Genomic DNA, 18,985 nt, shown 5'->3' on the forward strand with positions numbered 1-18,985 from the left:
AGGTCTACTCCTGTGGGCGGCGCGCCTTCACGCTCGGCAGCAGCGGCAGGCCGATGTTGATGTACCGCCAGACGATCTCCAGCAGCACCCCGGACACCACGCCGATGAGCGCGCCCGTCAGCGGGTCGCGCCAGCCCTCCAGGTGCAGCTGGAAGAAGTTCTGCGCCCACGGGACCGTCATCACCAGCACGAAGCCGAGGCCCATCATCGCCACCAGGATCAACTTCCACAGCGCGTACGGCCGGGCGATGATCGCCAGCACCCAGAGCGCCACGACGAACAGCGTCAGCGTCGCCGTGGAGGTGTCCGCCACCTGCCCGGTCGCGTGGTTGGCCCGGGCCAGCATGTAGGAGGTGAAGGCCGCCGTCCCCGCGATCACGCCCGCCGGGATCGCGAAGCGCAGCACCCGCCGCACGAACCCCGGCCGGGCCCGCTCGTTGTTCGGCGCGAGCGCCAGGAAGAACGCCGGGATGCCGATGGTCAGCCCGCTCAGCACGGTCGAGTGCCGCGGCAGGAACGGGTACGGCACCTGGAAGATGATCGTCGCCAGCGCCAGCAGCACCGCGTAGACCGTCTTCACCAGGAAGAGGTTGGCGACCCGCTCGATGTTGCCGATCACCCGCCGCCCCTCGGCGACGACCAGCGGCAGCGTCGAGAACCGATTGTCCAGCAGCACGATCTGGGCCACCGCCCGGGTCGCCTCGCTGCCCGAGCCCATCGCCACGCCGATGTCGGCGTCCTTGAGCGCCAGCACGTCGTTGACGCCGTCGCCGGTCATCGCGACGTGGTGGCCGCGCGACTGCAGTGCGCCGACCATGTCCCGCTTCTGCTGCGGCGTGACCCGGCCGAAGACCGAGTGCCCCTCCACCGCGTCCGCGAGGCCCTCCGGCTCCGTCGCCGCCCTGGGCAGCTGCCGCGCGTCCATCGGGTCCTGTGCGTGCGGCAGGCCGAGGGAGGCCGCCACCGCGCCGACCGACAGGGCGTTGTCGCCCGAGATGACCTTGGCCGAGACGTTCTGCCGCTCGAAGTACCGCAGCGTGTCGGCCGCGTCCGGACGGACCCGCTGCCGCAGCACCACCAGGGCCTGCGGGACCAGGCCCACCGCCGGGTCCGGCGCGTCCAGCGGGGTCGGCGTGCGGCCCAGCAGCAGCACCCGCAGACCCTGCGCGCCCAGCTCGTCCACCTCGGTGAGCGTCGGGCTCCCCGACGGCAGCAGTACGTCGGGGGCACCCAGCAGCCACGTCGCCACCGTGCCGGACCCGTTCCGCAGCTCCGCCCCCGACCACTTGCGCGCGGAGGAGAACGCGGCCGCCTCCACGACCGTCCACCCCTCGGCCCGGGGGTAGGCGTCGATGATCGCCTGGAGGCTGGCGTTGGGCCGGGAGTCGGCGGTGCCCAGCGCGCCGAGCGCGTGCTCAACGTCCTGGCGGCCGCCGCCGGCCAGGGTGCGCAGCTCCTCGACGTCCATGCCGCCCTCGGTCAGCGTGCCGGTCTTGTCCAGGCAGACCGTGTCGACGCGGGCCAGCCCCTCGATCGCGGGCAGCTCCTGCACCAGGCACTGCCGCCGCCCGAGCCGCACCACGCCGATCGCGAAAGCGACGGAGGTCAGCAGCACCAGCCCCTCCGGCACCATCGGCACGATCCCCGCCACCATGCGCCGGATGGCCTCTTTCACGTCGCTGCGCGAGACGTAGAGCTGGCTGAGGATCAGCCCGATCGCCGTCGGGATCAGCAGGTAGGTGATGAACCGCAGGATCGTGTCGATGCCGCTGCGCAGCTCCGACTGGACCAGGGTGAACCGGCTCGCCTCCTCGGCCAGCTGGGCGGCGTACGCCTCGTGGCCGACCTTGGTCGTCGTGAACGCTCCGCCGCCGGCCACCACGAAGCTGCCGGAGAGCACCGGGTTGCCCGGCTTCTTGACCACCGGGTCCGCCTCACCGGTCAGCAGCGACTCGTCGATCTCCAGACCCTCGGCCTCGGCGACCTCGCCGTCGACGGTGATCTTGTCGCCCGACCCCAGCTCGACCAGGTCCCCGAGCACGACCTCGCTGTTGCTGACCGCGACGGTCCGCCCACCCCGCCGCACCCGCGGCTTGGCCTCGCCGATGACGGCGAGGTTGTCGAGCGTCTTCTTGGCCCGCAGCTCCTGGACGATGCCGATGCCGGTGTTGGCGACGATGATGAAGCCGAACAGCCCGTCCTGGATCGGCCCGACCGCCAGGATGACCACGAACAGCGTGCCGATGATCGCGTTGAAGCGGGTGAAGACGTTGGCCCGCACGATCTCGGCGGTCGACCGGCTGGACCTGAGCGGGACGTCGTTCACCTGTCCCGCGGCGACACGCTGCGCCACCTCGGCATCGGTCAGTCCGGTGAGGGTCGGGAGCGTGCTGGTCATAGCCCCGACCCTAGGTTGGCTACTCCCCGGGCGCCTGCTGGGCACGCCGCTCGCCCTCACCCTGTGTGGCCGCCCTGCTGATCGCGTCCCTGCGGATCGCCGCACGTCGGGCGCGGCAGTACCAGATGCCGATCAGGCCGAGGCCGAAGCCGGCCAGGCAGATCCACTGCCAGTCGCCGCGACCGTGGGCGGCCATGGAGGAGTGGAAGGGCAGCAGCACCAGGAAGCCGACGAGCCACAGCACCGTGCCACCGGTGACGATGGCGACGTCGTTCGCCTCCATCGGCGGGGCCGCGGGGAGCTTCGTTGTCGTCTTGACGAGGCCGGGCATCTTCACGCTGCTGAGCGTACCGTGACGGTCCTGTTTTGGAGCTTTGTACAGTCTACGCGCGCAGATGGCTAAAACTTTTTGTTTATTTGATACTGGACGCGCTCGAACTCTCGCTCGTGTGCGCATGATCTTTCGCTTGAAACAGGAATCCCCTTCATGACCTCGTCGGCCGCCTCCGCCACGACCTCGCCCGCTGAACCCGGCCCCCAGGCTCCGGCCAGCGGCCTGGACAGGTATTTCAAGATCTCCGAGCGGGGCTCCAGCCTCGGCCGCGAGATCCGTGGCGGTGCCGCCACGTTCTTCGCGATGGCCTACATCATCGTGCTGAACCCGATCATCCTGTCCTCCGCGACGGACAAATTCGGCCACCACCTGAACAGCGGTCAGCTGGTCACCGCCACGGTCATCACCGCGGGCTTCACCACGCTGCTCATGGGCGTCTTCGCCAACGTCCCGATCGCGCTGGCGGCCGGCCTCGGCGTCAACAGCGTCGTCGCGCTGCAGCTCGCCCCGAAGATGACCTGGCCGGACGCGATGGGCATGGTCATCCTGGCCGGTATCGCGATCATGGTCCTGGTCGCCACCGGTCTGCGCGAGCGGGTCATGGCCGCGGTGCCGCTCAGCCTGCGCAAGGCCATCGCCATCGGCATCGGCCTCTTCATCGCCCTGATCGGCATGGTCGACGGCGGCTTCGTCACCCGCATCCCGGACGCGGCCCACACCACCGTCCCGCTCCAGCTCGGCGGCAACGGCCACCTCAACGGCTGGCCCACCCTGGTCTTCGTCCTCGGCGCGCTGCTGACCCTGATCCTGCTGGTCCGCAAGGTGCCCGGCGCGATCCTCATCTCCATCGTCGTCGCGACCGTCTTCGCGATGATCGTCGACAAGGTCGCCAACGTCCCCGCCGAGTCCTGGGGCCTCACCGTCCCGGCGCTCCCGCACAACCCCGTCGCCACCCCGGACTTCGGCCTCATCGGCAAGGTGTCCCTGTTCGGCGGCTTCAGTCAGGTCGGCGTGCTGACGGGCGTCCTGTTCGTCTTCACCGTCCTGCTCTCGTGCTTCTTCGACGCCATGGGCACGGTGCTGGGCGTCGCCGAGGAGGCCCACCTGCTGGACAAGCGGGGCAACCTCCCGGGCATGAACAAGGTGCTGATGATCGACGGCATCGCGACCCTCACCGGCGGCGCCACCTCCAGCTCCGCGGGCACCTGCTTCGCCGAGTCCACCACCGGCGTCGGCGAGGGCGCCCGCACCGGCCTCGCGTCGGTGGTCACCGGCCTCTTCTTCGTCGCGGCGCTCTTCCTCACCCCGCTCGCCACCATGGTCCCGAGCCAGGCCGCGACTCCCGCCCTGCTGGTCGTCGGCTTCCTGATCATGGCGAGCGGCATCCGGGACATCGACTGGTCGGACTTCACCATCGCCATCCCGGCGTTCCTGACCATGATCATCATGCCGTTCACCTACTCGATCACCAACGGCATCGGGATCGGCTTCATCGTCTTCTGCATCCTGCGCATCGCGACGGGGCGCTGGCGCGAGGTGCCGGTGGCGCTGTACGTGGTGTCGGCGGTGTTCGCCTTCTACTACCTGATGCCCGCGCTGCACATCGGGCAGTGAGAGGTCGCTGACCTGCGCGAAGGGCCCCGCTGGTCGGGGTCCTTTCGCATGCTGCATGCGGCGCCGGGCGTTGGAGCGGGGGAGCGGCCGTTCGGACGCCTGCGCACGGCTCCAAGGGGGTGAGCCGCTGATCTCGGCAGCGTGACGGTGTCCGGCTTGGGTTACACCTCCGGTCATGACTACCTTCATGAAGCGTGCCGCCGCGGCGGCCGTCCTGCTCGGCGCCGCTCTTGCGGCGAGTGTTCCGGCCGCGAGCGCCCAGGGCCGCTCATCGACCGCTACCACGGTGTCCCACACCCGCATCAGCGGCAGCCCCGCTGATGGCGTTTCGCTCGCGGTCGGCGGGAAGCCGGCGTACGCCGTTTCGCTCGAGGTCGGCGGCAGCCCCGCTGATGCCGTTTCGCTCGCGGTCGGCGGGAAGCCGGCGTACGCCGTCTCGCTCGCCGACGATGTTGTTTTTGGTCTACTCGGCCCGTAGCCCCAGCGTCCTTGCGGGCGCTTCCACAGGATTCTTGGCGAGCATGGTGTCACTGATGCGAGCGTGCGGTGCAGTGCGCGGGCTCCGGTGGTCCCTCGCCTACGGTCCGCACGGGCGCACACCCCGCGCCTCAGGGCCACCGGCGCCAACCCCCAACCGTCAGGCGAACGGCACCGACATCACTCGATCAAGTTCAGTAGCCCTTGGAGAGGATCTCCAAGTGAGCAACTGCCGATCGGGAGAGGCTGGCCAGGAGGGAAGCGCCCTTGGCGGCTGTGCCATGGGATGGGGCGCCGATGATGCCGTTTGGCGTGTAGCCGGTCATCCCGAGCGTGAGCAAGTGGGGCCGTTCGGGGGCATCGTGATCGGCGCCCTCGTAGCCGGGGCGCACCAGCTCGGGGGCAGCGTGCAGCAGGAGAGAGACTTCGAGCTCGCCCCCGTGCATGTCGTCGTGTGTCGTCGTCTCCAAACCGGCGTCCAAGCGGGCTCGGTTCCAGTCCTCGCGAACCGGGAAGAGTGCCATCCGCGGGTGCCGCACGTTGGCCTCTTGGACGACGTTGGACAGGACGTAGTTGCCGCCGTGCCCGCTGACGATGAGGAGTCGTTCGGTCCCTGACTCCTGCAGTGAGCGCCAGATGTCGTTGACCAAGGCGTGCAGGGTGGCGGCGCTGATGCTCACTGTGCCGGGCATCCGAGCGTGCTCATGGGAACAGGAGATGGTGATGGGCGGCAGCAAGAACAGGTCGTAGTCCTTGGCGATCCGCTTAGCGATCATGCAGGCCACGGCCGTGTCCGTGACGAGCGGAAGGAAGTCTCCGTGCTGCTCGAAGCTGCCAACTGGGAGAACGGCGACCCGCGACGCCCGCCGGCCTTCATCCTGGGAGGTGGCATCCGTGATCAGTGCATCCATGGATGCGGTCTCCCTCACGGATACTGCCATGCACGAGGCACGATCTCCCCTCGGGCGATCCGGAGTTGCTCGCGGAACTCGGTCAGCTCTCCGGGCCCGGAGCACTCGGCCATCTCCTCCTCGGCGGCCGACAGTTCTGTGACAGCACGAACCGACTGGGTGTCCCGGATGATCTCAAGAGCCTCGATTGCCTTGCAGGACCCTTGCTCGGGGCCGTCCTCCCACTGCCCCACCGAGGCCCGCATGAACTGGCCCCGGTGATGCGCCGGAATCGTGGGGTTGGCGCAAGGTGCGTGAGGACCGGGCCCGGGTGGAGGTCGTGCGGGGTGTGCAGCAGTACGTGCACGCGTCAGCCGCGGGGAAGTATGAGCCCGGCGGTCCTTTCGGCCTCGTACCAGTGGACGAGCTGCTCCAGGGTGCGAGGGATTTCCGTCATCCGGTCAGGATGGCCTGATCGCGCCCCGCGCGGTAGGAACGGTCTTCGCTGTCCGGGCACACAAACACGTTTCGCGGCGTCGATCACCAACGGCATCGGGATCGGCTTCATCGTCTTCTGCATCCTGCGCATCGCGACGGGGCGCTGGCGCGAGGTGCCGGTGGCGCTGTACGTGGTGTCGGCGGTGTTCGCCTTCTACTACCTGATGCCCGCGCTGCACATCGGGCAGTGAGCCGGGCGGGCTGAGCGGCGATCGGGCGGCAGGTCGGCTCTGGTCGACCGGCCGCCCGATGCCGTTGGCGGCAGTGGTGGATGGACCGGCTGTCGATGGCCGACAGGAGGGCTGCACGCGGTCGAATCCAAGAGCTTAACGATCATGCAACGAAGTCTCGGCCTTACCTCGGCAATTCAGACATAAATCCATACGAGAGGGCGCGCCGTCGGCGTAGTCTCCATGCCTTCGCTCGGGAGCCCGGGGAGGGTTCCTGGCTGTCGCTCATTCTTGGGGGATGACGTTCAGGTGATTCGACGTTCTCTGCCGGCTGTGGCCACGACGACCCTGCTGACCGCAGCTCTGGCGTTGCCGGCCGCCGTCGCGTACGCCGACCCGGCCCAGGCCCCGGCCGGTGCGACCCCCGCGCCGTGGTGCGCGGGCCGGGCGTCCGATGGCACGAGTGTGTTCTTCGCCGACCTGCAGGCGTCGTCCGGGATGCTGACCTTCGGCCACGAGTCCCTGACGGTCAGTGGAAAGATGCTGGTCAAGCAGTCCGACGGAACCCTGGCTCCCTACAGCGGGCCGTACACCCCAACGGTGGGAGTCGGCGACGCGGTCGTGGTCAGCTCGGGGGGCAAGGTCGCCCCGGACGGCAGCTTCACCGTCCATTCCGCGCAAGTACCGTTCTCGGCCGGCACGCGGCAGCTCCAGCTGAAAGCTGTCATCAACCGCATGGTCTTCTGTGGTCCGTCGACTCAGGTTGCTCCGGTGGCCGAGCCGACCCGGATCGTTCTCGACTCGGCCAGTGCCGCGCACGTGCCGGCCTGGGGAACCGCGACTGTCAGCGGAATCCTGGAGTACCAGGAGCAGGACGGCACCTGGCACCCCGCTCCCGAGCAGACGATCGCGCTCGACGAAACGGCTGGGGGGCTGCAGGGAGGCGTCTCGGGAGGCGACGGCAGGTTCTCCTTCACTCAGAACGTGGGGAACGCTCCTGCCCACTGGACGGTCGACGCACGCGACCACACCGGTGGATGGGACGAGTACCTCACCGGCTCGTCCGCCGGTTTCGACGTCACCTCGATCGACCAGCAGCTCGCACTCCACCTGGCCGGGGCGGCGGTCGACGCCCACTCGCGGCTCTCCGTGTCCGTGACCGTGGACAGCAGCGACCCCGCCGGCTCCCAGGGTTTTCTCTACCTGCAGCAGTCCGGCGACGGAAAGACCGGCTGGACAACGGTGGACCGGATTCCGGCGAGCCCGCTCCCTCGGAACCTGAAGGTCACCCTGCCGGTCAACAACCCGCACGGCTACTGGCGGCTGTACTCCCCAGCGGCGGGTGGGTTCCCGGAGGCGCGGAGCAACACCGTCCACACCACCGTCTCCGCCACGAAGATGACGGGCGGAACGCCGAACCACACCACTGTCCGCCGGAACGGTCGGATCGTCTTCCGCGGGCACGTGTACCAGCAGGGCACCGTCGGATCCTGGAAGCCGATCGCCCACGGCTACGTGACGCTGCTCTTCCGCCCGCAGGGCTCGAAGACCTGGCAGACGTGGGGTCGGGTGAAGACCGACGCCAACGGCGCCTACACGATCAACGCCAGGGCCGCCACCAGCGGTACGTGGCTCGTCGTCTGGAACACGCCGGACGGTGCGCACGTGGACGCCGAGGGCCCGCAGACCTTCGTCCGCACCTGACGGCTGTTCATGAAGCAGCACTGAGGCCGCAATCTGCAGGCAGAAGGCTCCTCGATGGCGTGACTACTTGTGGCGGGAGCCAAAGTGTCTGAGCTTCGCGGCCTCGATCACCCATGGCATCGGGATCGGCTTCATCGTCTTCTGCATCCTGCGCATCGCGACGGGGCGCTGGCGCGAGGTGCCGGTGGCGCTGTACGTGGTGTCGGCGGTGTTCGCCTTCTACTACCTGATGCCCGCGCTGCACATCGGGCAGTAGAGCCGGCGCCTGAGCGCGAGGAGGCGGCGGACCTTGACGGGTCCGCCGCCTCCTCGCGTTCGCGTTGCTCGACGGCCTGTGCTCGGTCTACCTCCGTGTCGGCGACAGGCGGATACCGGCGAGGGTGAGTTCTCCCTCCCCGAACGACTCCGCGTGGGGGCTCGGGGAGCCGTACTCCTGCCAGTCGAACACCAACTGCTGGAACGGCATGACGAGGTTCGGGCCCTCCGTACGAGGCATCGCCGGTTCCGTGAGGACGAGCAGCAGTTGATGGTCCAGTTCCAAGACGAGCTTCGTCCGGCGTGCCTGAGTCCAGGTCAACTCGTGCCTGTTGTCGTATGGCCGTCCGAACCAGCCGCGGGGAAGTATGAGCCCGGCGGTCCTTTCGGCCTCGTACCAGTGGACGAGCTGCTCCAGGGCGCGAGGGATATCCGTCATCCGGACAGGATGGCCTGATCGAGCCCCGCGCGGTAGGAACGGTCTTCGCTGTCCGGGCACACAAACACGTTTCGCGGCGTCGATCACCAACGGCATCGGGATCGGCTTCATCGTCTTCTGCATCCAGCGCATCGCCACCGGGTACTCGCGCGAGGTGCCGGTGGCGCTGTACGTGGTGTCGGCGGTGTTCGCCGCCCCTCGCTCCGCCCCCCTATGAGCCGGCTCCGTCCGGCCGTTCCGCCGCCCCGGTGACCGGACGGGTCGGAATGGTGTGCGAGCCGGCGGCCGCCGCTGCGGCGTAGTGCGCGGCGGTCGGCGGGCCGGTGGGGCGGATCCGTCCGACCAACAGGGCGAGGACGATCCCGAACGCGCAGAACAGCGCGAGGCCGATCGCTGCCCGGGAGAAGCCGCTCGCCAAGGCGTCGGCCGCAGGCGCACCGGCGGACTGGTGGTCGAGGCGGACCGCGTTGAAGATGGCCGCGGTCACCGCGGTGAGGACGGCCGCGCCGACGTAGCGGCCCATGTTGGAGATCCCCGAGGCCGCGCCCACCTGGTCCTCGGTGACACAGGCGGTCGCGACCGACGAGGAGGGACCGTTGGCCAGTCCCAGCCCGACCGCGACGACGACCAGCGGCGCGGCGAACGCCGCGTAGTGCCAGGAGGCGTGGACGAAGGCGAGGGCCACGAACGCGGCGGTCGCGATCCCGAATCCACCGGCGATCACCGTCCGGGCGCCGACCCTGTCGACGAACGGCGTGATCAGCGGAGCCGTCACGACGATGCCTGCCGCCGCGGGCAGTGTGGCGAAGCCCGCCTCGAGCGGGGTCATCCCCAGACCGTCGGCGTTCTGGAAGTACAGGCTGCAGACGTACATGAGCGCGTTGATGCAGCCGGCCACCACCAGGATGGCGACCGTGGAGCCGACCAGGAACGCGTTGCGCAGCAGCGCCAGGTCGATCAGCGGAGCGCGCACCCGCTTCTCGACCAGGACGAACCCGACCACCGACGCGGCCGAGACGGCGAAGCACACCAGGGTGCGGGCGCTGAGCCAGCCCCAGTCGGCGCCCTCGGTCACCGCGAAGACGAGCGGGACGAGCACGGCGGCGACCAGCAGCGTCCCCGCGACGTCGATGTCGCGTGAGCGCGAGGGATCGCGGGACTCCCGGACCGTGCGCAGCGTCAGCGGCACGCAGGCGGCGGCGATGCCCGCGTCGATCCAGAACAGCCCCTGCCAGCCCGTCACATCCACGAGCACACCGCCGAGCAGCGGTCCCGCCGCCGCCCCCGCGGCGGACGCCGCGCCCCACAGGGAAACCGAGCGCATCTGCGCCTCGCCGGAGACCCCGGCCGACAGCAGGCTGAGCCCGCAGGCCAGGATCGTCGAGCCCGCCGCGCCCTGGATCGCCCGGCCCGCGATCACCAGTCCGGCACCGTTCGCCAGCGCGATCAGGACACACGACGCCACGAACAACAGCAGCCCGCCGATGAAGATCCGACGCCGTCCGAAGATGTCGCCCAAGGCGCCGGAGGTGACGATCACGGCGGCACCGACCAGCGAATAGCCGGTCACCGCCCACTGCAGGGTCGCCAGCGACGCACCGGTGTCCTCACTGATCGCGGGCAGCAGGATGCTGACCGCGGAGGTGTTCGCGTTCACGACGAAGGCGGAGACGCACGTGGCCGCGAGCACGCCGACGGCCGCTCGAGCCGGAGCCGCCGCAGTGGCGTCGGTTCCCATGATCACCCACCTGTCAGTGGGCGCTCGCCGCGTAGTGACGCAGGAACAGCGCCTCCACCAGGGCCATGCGCTCGATCTCGGTCGGGTCGACGCTCTCGTTGGGTGCGTGGATCATGCAGCGTGGCTCCTCCACGCCCATCAGGATCAGTTCCGCCGCCGGGATCGCCTCCGCCAGCACGTTGCACAACGGGATGGAACCGCCCTGGCCGAGGAAGGAGATCGGCCTGCCGTAGGCCTCCCGCATGGCCCGGTCCAGCGCGGCGTAGGCGGGGCCGTCGGTGGCGGCGAGGAAGGGCGAGCCACTGCTCTCCCGCTCGACCTCGACCCGTGCGCCCCACGGCGCGGCGGCCTCGAGGTGCGCCGTCAGCGCCGCCGCGGCCGAGTCGGGGTCCGCGCCCGGTGGGACCCGCAGGCTGACGCGGGCCCTGGCCTTCGCGGGCACGGCCGCGGCGGAACCGACGACGGGTGGGCAGTCGATGCCGAGCACGGTGACGGCGGGGCGGGCCCAGAGGCGGTCGGCCACGGTGTCGGCGCCCATCAGCCCGACGCCGTCGAGCACGCCGGCGTCCGCGCGGAACTGCTGCTCGTCGTAGCCGACGCCCGACCAGGTGCCGGTGGCATCCAGGCCGTTGACGCGGGTGGCGCCGTCGGCGTCGCGCAGCGAGTCGAGCATCCGGATCAGGGCGGCGAGTGCGTCCGGGGCCGGACCGCCGAACATGCCGGAGTGCACGTCCCCGGCCAGCGTCGAGACGGTGACCACGACGTTGGCGAGTCCGCGCAGGACCGTTGTCGCGGTGGGGACGCCGACGGCGGCGTTGCCGGTGTCGCAGACGAGCAGGGCGTCGGCGCGCAGTTCGTCGACGTGGTCGGGGACGTAGGCCTCCAGACCGCCGGTGCCCTGCTCCTCGGAGCCCTCGACCACCAGTTTCAGCCCCACCGGGAGGTCCGCGCCGAGGGCGCGCAGGGCGGTGAGGTGCATGACGATGTTGCCCTTGCAGTCGGCCGCACCGCGCCCGTACCAGCGCCCGTCGCGCTCGGTCAGTTCGAAGGGCGGGGAGTGCCAGGCGGCGTCGTCCAGCGGGGGCTGGACGTCGTAGTGGCTGTAGAGCAGGACGGTCGGGGCGCCGGGCGGTGCCGGGCGGTGGCCGAGGACGGCGTGGCTGCCGTCCGGGGTCTCCGCGAGGTGCACGCCCTCCAGGCCGACCTCGGTGAAGGCGGCGGCGACCCACTCCGCGGTGCGGCGGCAGTGCTCGGGCGGGTACTGGCGGGCGTCGGCGACCGACGGCATGGACACCAGCTCGGCCAGGTCCGCCTTGGCCCGCGGCATCAGTGCGGTCACCCGGGCGGCGAGGTCGTCCTCGGTGGAGTCAGTCACGGACGGTGTTCCCAGTCTTGAGGTCGTTGATCTTGCGCTGGTAGTCGTCCAGCTTGTCCGGGCAGTACACCTTGACCACCTCGGCGCCGGCCTCCAGGATCCGGCTGTCGGCGATGACCGGGCGCATCCCCGGGCCGCCCGCGCCGTTGGCCATCTGCACGAGCCAGAGCCCACGCCTCAGCGCCGAGTTGGGGTCGTTGCAGACGGCTCCGCCGTCGGTGCCGAGCACGTCGATGATGTTGTTGACCTTCAGGGCCGGGAAGCCCTGGGCGACGAGGGCGTCGTTGAGTTGGTGGGCCTTGTTGGCGGCCTGGTTGTTGGCCTTCTGCTGGGTGTAGGTGAACAGGCCGGCGATCATCATGCCGACCAGCACGACGATCGCGCCGACGTAGATCCACCGGTGCTCGGACCACATACGCGTAGGGCTCATGACACGGCCGCCTCGTCGGTCGCGGCGTCCGGCTGCCGCCAGCTGGGTTTGCGGGCTTTCAGGAAGGCGAACGGAATGACCACGCCGAGCAGCAGGAGGCCGCCGCCGACGATGCCGACATAGGCCCAGGCGTTGCCGCTGCCGAACTGCGAGGACGGGATGAAGCCGATCGCCATCGCCAGCGCCGAAGCGACGAAGCCGACCACGCAGAGCGTGGTGAGGAGCGGCGCGCGGTAGCCGCGCGGGTGGTCGGGTTGCTTGCGGCGCAGTTGGATGGCGGCGAGGAACATCAGCAGATACATGATCAGGTACACCTGGGTCGTGATGACCGAGAAGATCCAGTAGACGCTGGAGACGTTCGGGATCAGTGCGTACAGCAGGGCGATGAGGGTGGTGACCAGACCCTGGGTCACCAGGATGTTCTGCTGGATGCCGTGCTTGTTGAGCCGCTGGAGGAACGGGGGCAGGTACCCCTCCTGGCGGGAGATCAGCAGCAGGCCCTTGGACGGCCCGGCCAGCCAGGTGAGCATGCCGCCGAGCGAGGCGGCGCAGAGCGCGAAGGCGACGATCGGCACCAGCCAGCCCACGTGGAAGTACTGGAAGAAGGCGTCGAAGGCCTGCATGACACCTGCGGTCAGGCTGAGCTGGTCCGACGGGATGACCCAGCTGATCGCCAGGGCGGGCAGGATGAAGATCAGCAGCACCATGCCCATGGCCAGGAACATCGACTTCGGAAACTCCTTGGCCGGGTTGCGCAGTTTGTTGACGTGGACCGCGTTCATCTCCATGCCGGAGTAGCTGAGAAAGTTGTTCACGATCAGCACCAGGCTGGCGACGCCGGTCCACTCCGGGAAGAGGTGCGCGGCGTTCATCGGTGCGGCGGAGGAGTTGCCCTGCCCGAGGAAGACGAGGCCGAGCAGGACCAGCAGGGTGCCGGGGATCAGCGTGCCGATGATCAGCCCCCACGAGGCCAGACCCGCGACGGCGTTCGTGCCACGGGAGGACACCCAGACGCCGGTCCAGTACAGAACCACGATGACGATCGCCGTGTAGACACCGTTGCTGGCGAGGCTCGGGTTGATCGCGTAGGAGATCGTGCTGGCCACGAAGGCGAGCAGGCTGGGGTAGTAGAAGATCGTCATGGCGAACTGGCACCAGACGGCAAGGAAGGCCAGGGGTTTCGTCAGCCCCTGGGCGACCCAGTTGTAGACCCCGCCGCTCCAACCCGAGGCCAGCTCCGCCGAGACCAACGCCGTCGGCAGCAGGAACACCACGGCGGGCAGGAGGTAGAGGAACACGCAGGCGAGGCCGTAGACGGCCATCGTCGGCGCGGCCCGGAGACTGGCGACCGAGCTCGTCGTCATGAGCGCCAGAGTCAGCCACGTGATCTTCTGCGGGCCCGTCGCAGCCTGAACAGCCGTGGATGCCCTGGCCCCTCCCGCCCGGCCGGTGTCGCCGGCCGGTGCGTCCGCGGCACTCATGCATGCCTCCTCACGTCGCCGGCGGACAGGTCTGTCCGCTCACGTCCGATGATCGGCAGACGCCTTCGGCCACGCGCGCGGGACTAGGCCAACCGGGACGGGGGCGAGCTCGCCCTGACGCCGGGAACCGTGGCGCCGGACGGCAGGCCTGTGGCGAGCGCGGTGGCAGACTCGGCGCCATGAACTCCTCCCTGAGCGAACCGGACCAGCAACTCGCCGACCCCAGCGCGCTGTTGCTGGACTACCTCGACTACTACCGGTCCGTGATCGGCGCCAGGACCGAGGGCGTGCCCGACGCGGAGCTGCGCGTCAGCAGGCTGCCCTCCGGCTGGACCGTGCTCGAACTGATCAAGCACCTCGTGCACATGGAGCAGCGCTGGCTGCGCTGGGGCTTCCGGGGCGAGCCGGTCCCGGCCCCCTGGGGTGACCGCGGCCCCGACGACCGCTGGCACGTCGGCCCGCAGGAGACGGCCGCCGACCTGCTCGCCGCGCTGCACGCGGGTGGCGCGTACACCCGCGAGGTCGTGACGGGCACGCCGCTGTCCACCCTCGCGGCGGCGGGCGGCCGCTTCCCCGACGACGGCACGCCCCGACCCACCCTGAGCTGGATCCTCTTCCACGTCCTGCAGGAGTACGCCCGACACGCCGGCCACCTGGACATCGTCCGGGAGCTCACCGACGGCGCGACCGGGGAGTGAGCGCGGCGCCGTTCTCCGCCGCGCGTGCAACTCCGCCGCGGGGAACGGGGTGAAGGAGGGAGAGCGCCGACAACGGGCGGCGACGGGGGCACGGGGGTGGAGTGCGAAGGATGGCGACGTCAACGGTGATGTCCGTGCGGACGGCGGCGGCCGCCCGGGAGCGGCCGGGCGAGCGGTCGGACCGGTGGCCGGACCGGCGGCCGGACCAGCGGCCGGACCGGCGGGCGGACCGGCGGGGCGGGGAGCGCCAGGGGGAGTGGGAGCAGGACGTCCCGCGCGACTTCGACGCGTTCGCGGCCGCGCGCTGGGGCCGGCTGGTGCGTACCGCGTACCTGCTCACCGGTGACCACCACGAGGCCGAGGACCTGGTCCAGCAGACCCTGGCGAAGGTCTACCCCCACTGGGCCCGGGTCAGCCGGCTCGACTCCCCGGACGCGTACCTGCACCGGGCCCTGGTCAACAACAGCTTCAGCCGCCACCGGCTGCGGCGCGCCCGCCACCTGCTCATGCCCTGGGTGCCCGAGCAGCCGGAACCCGCGCAGACGGCCCGCGTCGAGCAGCGCTCGCTGCTGTTGCAGGCACTCGTCGAGCTGCCGCCGAAGCAGCGGGCGGTGGTGGTGCTGCGCTACTGGGAGGACCTGAGCGAGCAGCAGGTCGCCGAGGCCGTCGGCTGCTCCGTCGGGAACGTGAAGAGCCAGGCCAGTCGGGGGCTGGCGAAACTCCGTGACCATCCGGCGCTGGCCGAGTACGTGGACGGCGGCAGGCGTGCCGCCGTCGGTGGCGAAGGGGGACCCCGATGACCGACCAGTACGACGAGCAGATGGCGTCGGGTCCGAGCGACGAGAGCGGGGAGTTCGAGGCCATGGTGCGACGTGCGCTGGAGGACGAGGTGGAGGGGTACCGGCCGTCGGAGTGGTCGGCCGGGCGGGAGGCGGTCCGCGAGCGGATCGACCGGCGGCGTCGGAGCCTGCGGACGACGCTGGCCGTCTCGCTGGCGACCGCCGGTACCGCGGCGGCTGCGCTGCTCGGCGTGACCTTGGTCGATGCCCACCGCTCGCCCGTCTCCCCGGCGGCCGGCGGCCTCGACCCGGCCGCGTTGGCGAAGTCCTCGGCATCGGGCGCGCCGTCCGCACGGTCCTCGGCGTCGGCGAAGCCGGAAGCCCCCCACTGGCCCGCGGTACGGATCGTGCCGGCCGGGCGTACGGTCCGGTTCGAGCACCAGATCTGGATGTCGCTCACCGCGTCCGAGCGCTGTGAGGGAGTGGGCCCGCAGGGCGGGTCCAGCTGCAAGAGCGTCACCGACGGCAACCAGCCCCAGGGCACGGTCAGCATGCAGTCGGACGGCGACACCCACGGCACCGCCTACTCCCCGCTCTACATCGGTCCCGGGGACGTGACCCGGATGACGATCACCGTCGACGGCGTCACCCACCCCGCGACCGTGGTCGAGCTGGCCGGTCACCCGGGCTACGCGACGGGATACCTCTGGCTGCCGAACACGGGCTCGGTGGGCGACCCGATGATGTTCGACGCCGAGATCACCGTCTACGACGCGAGCGGCAAGGTGCTGGCGACCCTGGTGCCGCCCCATCTCGCCACGAGCAGCCCGACGCACTGAGGCCGGCACCACTGAGGCCCAAGTCACTGAGGCCGGAGTCACTGAGGCCGGAGTCACAGGGGGCCCAGGCGGCAATCCGTTTTCCTTAGCAAAGGTAATGAGCTAGGGTAACTAATATGCCTGAGTTGCCGGAGCCGACGGACGCCCGGTCTGTCGACAGAGTCGTCGCTGACACATCCGTCCAGGACGACGTGGCCGTGGCCACCCTGCGGTCCGCGGTGATGCGGTTGGCTCGGCGGTTGCGCCATCAGCGGGTGGAGGAGTCCCTCACGCCCACCGAGATGCAGGTCCTGGCCACGCTCGCGCGCTGCGGGAGCGCCACGCCAGGAGAGCTCGCCCGGCGTGAGCACGTGCAGCCGCCGTCGATGACAAGGATCATCGCGATGCTGGAGGAGAAGGGCTTGGTGCGGCGCGAGCCGCACCCCCAGGACCGCCGGCAGGTGGTCGTCAGCAGCACCGAGCAGGCCGAGAGCATTCTCGATCAGAGCCGGGCCAAGCGGGACGCCTGGCTCACCCAGCTCAGCTCCGGGCTGACCGAGGAGGAGCGGGCGGTGCTGCGCGCCGCCGCTCCTGTCCTGGAGAAGCTCGCGCAACTCTGAACAACGGCGGACGTGCGACAGGCGCGCGTCGGTGACGGCAACTCAGGCATACGGAGGAGAGACAGATGACAACCGCATAGGGGACGCGAAGCTCTTGCATTCGTCGCACGGAGAGACAGAAGCCACCGAAGCTCAGACGAACACGACCGACGAGAAGTACCAGAAGTACGAGAAGTACCAGAAGAACGAGAAGAACAACTTCAGAAGCACGAAGCGCGGAGGCATGTTCTCCGCCCTGCACAACCGCAACTACCGCTACTTCTTCGCGGGACAGGTGGTGTCCAACTCGGGCACCTGGATCTCCCGCATCGCCCAGGACTGGCTGGTGCTCAGCCTGACGGGCAGCGCCTTCGCCGTGGGCGTGACCACGGCCATGCAGTTCCTGCCGGTCCTGCTGTTCGGCCTGTTCGGCGGCGTCATCGCGGACCGGTTCCCGAAGCGACAGCTGCTGATGGCCACCCAGGGCGCGATGGGCCTGCTGGCGGCGGGCCTGGCCGCACTCACCCTCGCCGGGGTCGTCCGGGCCGAGCACATCTACGTGTTCGCCTTCCTGCTCGGCCTGGTGACGGTGGTGGACAACCCCGCCCGGCAGACCTTCGTCGTGGAGATGGTCGGCAAGTCCGACCTCGCCAACGCCGTCAGCCTCAACTCGGCCAACTTCCAGACCGCCCGGCTCGTCGGCCCCGCCATCGCGGGTGCGCTGATGGCGGCGGTCGGTGCGGGCTGGGCCTTCGCGGTCAACGCGCTGTCCTTCGGCGCGGTGATCCTCGGCCTCATGGCGATGCGCAGCAGTGAACTGCGCCGTCAGCCCCGACTGCCGCGCGAGAAGGGCCAGCTGAAGGAGGGGCTGCGCTACGTCGCCGAGCGCCCGGACCTGATCTGGCCGATCGTCCTGATCGGCTTCATCGGCACCTTCGGCTTCAACTTCCCGACGGTGCTCTCCGGCTTCGCCTACTCCGTCTTCCATGTCGGACCCGGGCAGTACGGTCTGCTCAACACGGCGTTGGCCGTCGGCTCGCTGGTCGGTGCGCTGCTGGCGGCCAGGCGGGCCCAGCCGCGACTGCGCCTGCTCGTCGCGGCGGCCCTCGGCTTCGGCGTGCTGGAGGCCCTGGCCGGCCTGGCCCCGGATTTCTGGGCCTTCGCGGCGCTGCTCACGATCGTCGGCCTGCTCGGGCTGACGTTCAACACGGCGGCGAACGCGATGGTGCAGCTGCGGACGGCACCGGAGATGCGCGGTCGGGTGATGAGCCTGTTCATGATGGTGTTCGCGGGCGGAACGCCGGTGGGTGCGCCCGTGGTGGGCTGGCTGACCCAGCAGTACGGCCCCCGGGTGGGGCTGATGGCCTGCGGACTGGTTTCGGCGGGTGCGGCCGGCCTGATCGGCCTGGCGCTGGCGCGGATCGGCAACCTGCGGCTGCGGCTGGACCTCGCGCACGGGTTCGGGCAGGAGGGCCGCGTGCTGGCGCTGGTGCCGCGGTGATGTGATCAAACCCCCTCTGAACAGGGGTTTTTCACTCTTGTGAGTGATGGTGGGGGAGGGGGCGGGGTGTCAAGCTTGTTCTATGGACGCCTCGATGTTCGGGGGCGGGTGTGAGGGTGGGGAGGCGTCCATGGGTGGGGGTTTTGCCTCGCTCGGGGATGCTTTTCTGGCCGACCCGTTGACCCCGGTTTCTTCCCGCCAGTCTCCCTCTTCTTCTCTTTCCTCTTCTTCCTCTTCTTCCTCCTCTTCTTCCTCCTCGTCTTCTTCTTCGTCGGCTGTTGCTGTGGTGGATGTGTTGCGGACGTTGCCGTCGGTGGTGCATGTGCTGTTGGCGGGTTTGGCGGGGGAGGGGGATGAGGTGTTGCTGGCTGCGGGTGCGCGTTTCCAGGCGGAGCAGGTGTTGGCGTTGGAGCGGTTGGAGGAGCGGCTGGCGGCGGAGAAGTTGCGTCGGTTGGCGTTGTTCGACCGGTCGGGTGGGGCGTTGGCGTTGCGGTCGCGGTCGACGAAGGGGTTCTTGCGGACGCACGGGCAGATGTCGCTTGGGCGGGCGAGTCGGTTGGTGGGGTTGGCGCGGGAGTTGGACCGGTTGCCGGTGGTGCGGTGCGCGCAGGCGGCGGGTGGGTTGTCGGCGGACCAGGTGGGGGTGTTGGCGCGGGAGTTGGCGCCGGTGGAGGACGAGGCGGCGCGGGTGGCGGCGCAGGAGTTGCTGGTGGCGCACGCGCCTGGGTTGCATCTGGTGCAGTTGCGGCAGGCGGCGAGGCAGTTGCACGCGCATCTGGTTCCGGAG

At 69.9% G+C, this 18,985-nt stretch carries 18 protein-coding genes and 2 pseudogenes; 11 read left to right on the top strand and 9 right to left on the bottom strand.

The window, feature by feature from the left end:
• Nucleotides 1-4 precede the first annotated feature (4 nt).
• Nucleotides 5-2,398 (bottom strand): HAD-IC family P-type ATPase, encoded by a 2,394-nt coding sequence (locus BMY61_RS18070; RefSeq protein ID WP_042451986.1) that lies wholly within the window; start codon nucleotides 2,396-2,398, stop codon nucleotides 5-7.
• A gap of 19 nt (nucleotides 2,399-2,417) precedes the next feature.
• Nucleotides 2,418-2,729 (bottom strand): DUF2530 domain-containing protein, encoded by a 312-nt coding sequence (locus BMY61_RS18075; protein ID WP_042452240.1) that lies wholly within the window; start codon nucleotides 2,727-2,729, stop codon nucleotides 2,418-2,420.
• 156 nt (nucleotides 2,730-2,885) lie between these two features.
• On the opposite strand from BMY61_RS18075, the gene BMY61_RS18080 reads away from it, so the two are divergent.
• Nucleotides 2,886-4,346 (top strand): NCS2 family permease, encoded by a 1,461-nt coding sequence (locus BMY61_RS18080; protein ID WP_042451982.1) that lies wholly within the window; start codon nucleotides 2,886-2,888, stop codon nucleotides 4,344-4,346.
• Nucleotides 4,347-4,521: 175 nt separating this feature from the next.
• The gene (locus BMY61_RS18085; RefSeq protein ID WP_042451981.1) at nucleotides 4,522-4,824 is read left to right on the top strand and encodes a hypothetical protein; all 303 of its coding nucleotides are present in this window, start codon (nucleotides 4,522-4,524) and stop codon (nucleotides 4,822-4,824) included.
• Nucleotides 4,825-5,017: 193 nt separating this feature from the next.
• On the opposite strand, the gene BMY61_RS18090 is transcribed toward BMY61_RS18085, so the two are convergent.
• The gene (locus BMY61_RS18090) at nucleotides 5,018-5,734 is read right to left on the bottom strand and encodes a creatininase family protein (protein ID WP_042452238.1); all 717 of its coding nucleotides are present in this window, start codon (nucleotides 5,732-5,734) and stop codon (nucleotides 5,018-5,020) included.
• 14 nt (nucleotides 5,735-5,748) lie between these two features.
• Entirely contained in the window at nucleotides 5,749-5,967 is a 219-nt protein-coding gene (locus BMY61_RS18095; RefSeq protein ID WP_143094409.1) for a lipocalin/fatty-acid binding family protein, read from the bottom strand.
• Between the two features lie 273 nt (nucleotides 5,968-6,240).
• Here BMY61_RS18095 and BMY61_RS45040 point away from each other — a divergent pair.
• From BMY61_RS45040 to BMY61_RS18110, 3 genes and pseudogenes are all read left to right on the top strand, one after another.
• A pseudogene (locus BMY61_RS45040) lies at nucleotides 6,241-6,402 on the top strand (NCS2 family permease); the annotation flags it as partial.
• Between the two features lie 312 nt (nucleotides 6,403-6,714).
• Nucleotides 6,715-8,085, top strand: coding sequence for a hypothetical protein (locus BMY61_RS18105; protein WP_042451974.1), 1,371 nt, complete (start codon nucleotides 6,715-6,717; stop codon nucleotides 8,083-8,085).
• Between the two features lie 94 nt (nucleotides 8,086-8,179).
• A pseudogene (locus tag BMY61_RS18110) lies at nucleotides 8,180-8,341 on the top strand (NCS2 family permease); the annotation flags it as partial.
• A gap of 87 nt (nucleotides 8,342-8,428) precedes the next feature.
• Here BMY61_RS18110 and BMY61_RS46270 read toward each other — a convergent pair.
• The 5 genes from BMY61_RS46270 to gadC all read right to left on the bottom strand — a co-directional run bounded on the left by BMY61_RS46270 (nucleotide 8,429) and on the right by gadC (nucleotide 13,803).
• Nucleotides 8,429-8,779, bottom strand: coding sequence for a hypothetical protein (locus tag BMY61_RS46270; protein WP_052438989.1), 351 nt, complete (start codon nucleotides 8,777-8,779; stop codon nucleotides 8,429-8,431).
• Between the two features lie 211 nt (nucleotides 8,780-8,990).
• Nucleotides 8,991-10,517 carry an MFS transporter gene (locus BMY61_RS18120; protein ID WP_042451969.1) on the bottom strand — a complete coding sequence of 509 codons (1,527 nt, stop codon included), beginning with the start codon at nucleotides 10,515-10,517 and terminating at the stop codon, nucleotides 8,991-8,993.
• Between the two features lie 13 nt (nucleotides 10,518-10,530).
• Complete coding sequence (locus BMY61_RS18125) at nucleotides 10,531-11,892, bottom strand: dipeptidase (protein WP_269083977.1); 1,362 nt, start codon at nucleotides 11,890-11,892, stop codon at nucleotides 10,531-10,533.
• The gene (locus BMY61_RS18130; protein ID WP_042451966.1) at nucleotides 11,885-12,322 is read right to left on the bottom strand and encodes a hypothetical protein; all 438 of its coding nucleotides are present in this window, start codon (nucleotides 12,320-12,322) and stop codon (nucleotides 11,885-11,887) included. Before BMY61_RS18130 ends, BMY61_RS18125 begins: the two co-directional genes overlap by 8 nt.
• On the bottom strand, nucleotides 12,319-13,803 hold the full coding sequence (gadC, locus tag BMY61_RS18135; protein WP_042451963.1) for a glutamate/gamma-aminobutyrate antiporter GadC: 1,485 nt from the start codon (nucleotides 13,801-13,803) through the stop codon (nucleotides 12,319-12,321). Before gadC ends, BMY61_RS18130 begins: the two co-directional genes overlap by 4 nt.
• A 179-nt stretch (nucleotides 13,804-13,982) precedes the next feature.
• On the opposite strand from gadC, the gene BMY61_RS18140 reads away from it, so the two are divergent.
• The 6 genes from BMY61_RS18140 to BMY61_RS18165 all read left to right on the top strand — a co-directional run.
• Nucleotides 13,983-14,501, top strand: a complete 519-nt coding sequence (locus BMY61_RS18140) for a DinB family protein (protein ID WP_042451959.1) — start codon at nucleotides 13,983-13,985, stop codon at nucleotides 14,499-14,501.
• A 110-nt stretch (nucleotides 14,502-14,611) separates the two neighbouring features.
• Nucleotides 14,612-15,301, top strand: a complete 690-nt coding sequence (locus BMY61_RS18145; RefSeq protein WP_269083976.1) for a SigE family RNA polymerase sigma factor — start codon at nucleotides 14,612-14,614, stop codon at nucleotides 15,299-15,301.
• The gene (locus BMY61_RS18150) at nucleotides 15,298-16,119 is read left to right on the top strand and encodes a hypothetical protein (protein ID WP_052438988.1); all 822 of its coding nucleotides are present in this window, start codon (nucleotides 15,298-15,300) and stop codon (nucleotides 16,117-16,119) included. Before BMY61_RS18145 ends, BMY61_RS18150 begins: the two co-directional genes overlap by 4 nt.
• Nucleotides 16,120-16,340: 221 nt before the next feature.
• Nucleotides 16,341-16,718, top strand: coding sequence for a MarR family winged helix-turn-helix transcriptional regulator (locus tag BMY61_RS18155; RefSeq protein ID WP_236656239.1), 378 nt, complete (start codon nucleotides 16,341-16,343; stop codon nucleotides 16,716-16,718).
• A gap of 223 nt (nucleotides 16,719-16,941) precedes the next feature.
• On the top strand, nucleotides 16,942-18,198 hold the full coding sequence (locus tag BMY61_RS18160; RefSeq protein ID WP_042451957.1) for an MFS transporter: 1,257 nt from the start codon (nucleotides 16,942-16,944) through the stop codon (nucleotides 18,196-18,198).
• Between the two features lie 82 nt (nucleotides 18,199-18,280).
• A partial coding sequence (locus BMY61_RS18165; protein WP_143094410.1) for a 13E12 repeat family protein occupies nucleotides 18,281-18,985 on the top strand: 705 nt, incomplete at its 3' end.

The organism is Streptacidiphilus jiangxiensis (assembly GCF_900109465.1).
GTDB lineage: Bacteria > Actinomycetota > Actinomycetes > Streptomycetales > Streptomycetaceae > Streptacidiphilus > Streptacidiphilus jiangxiensis.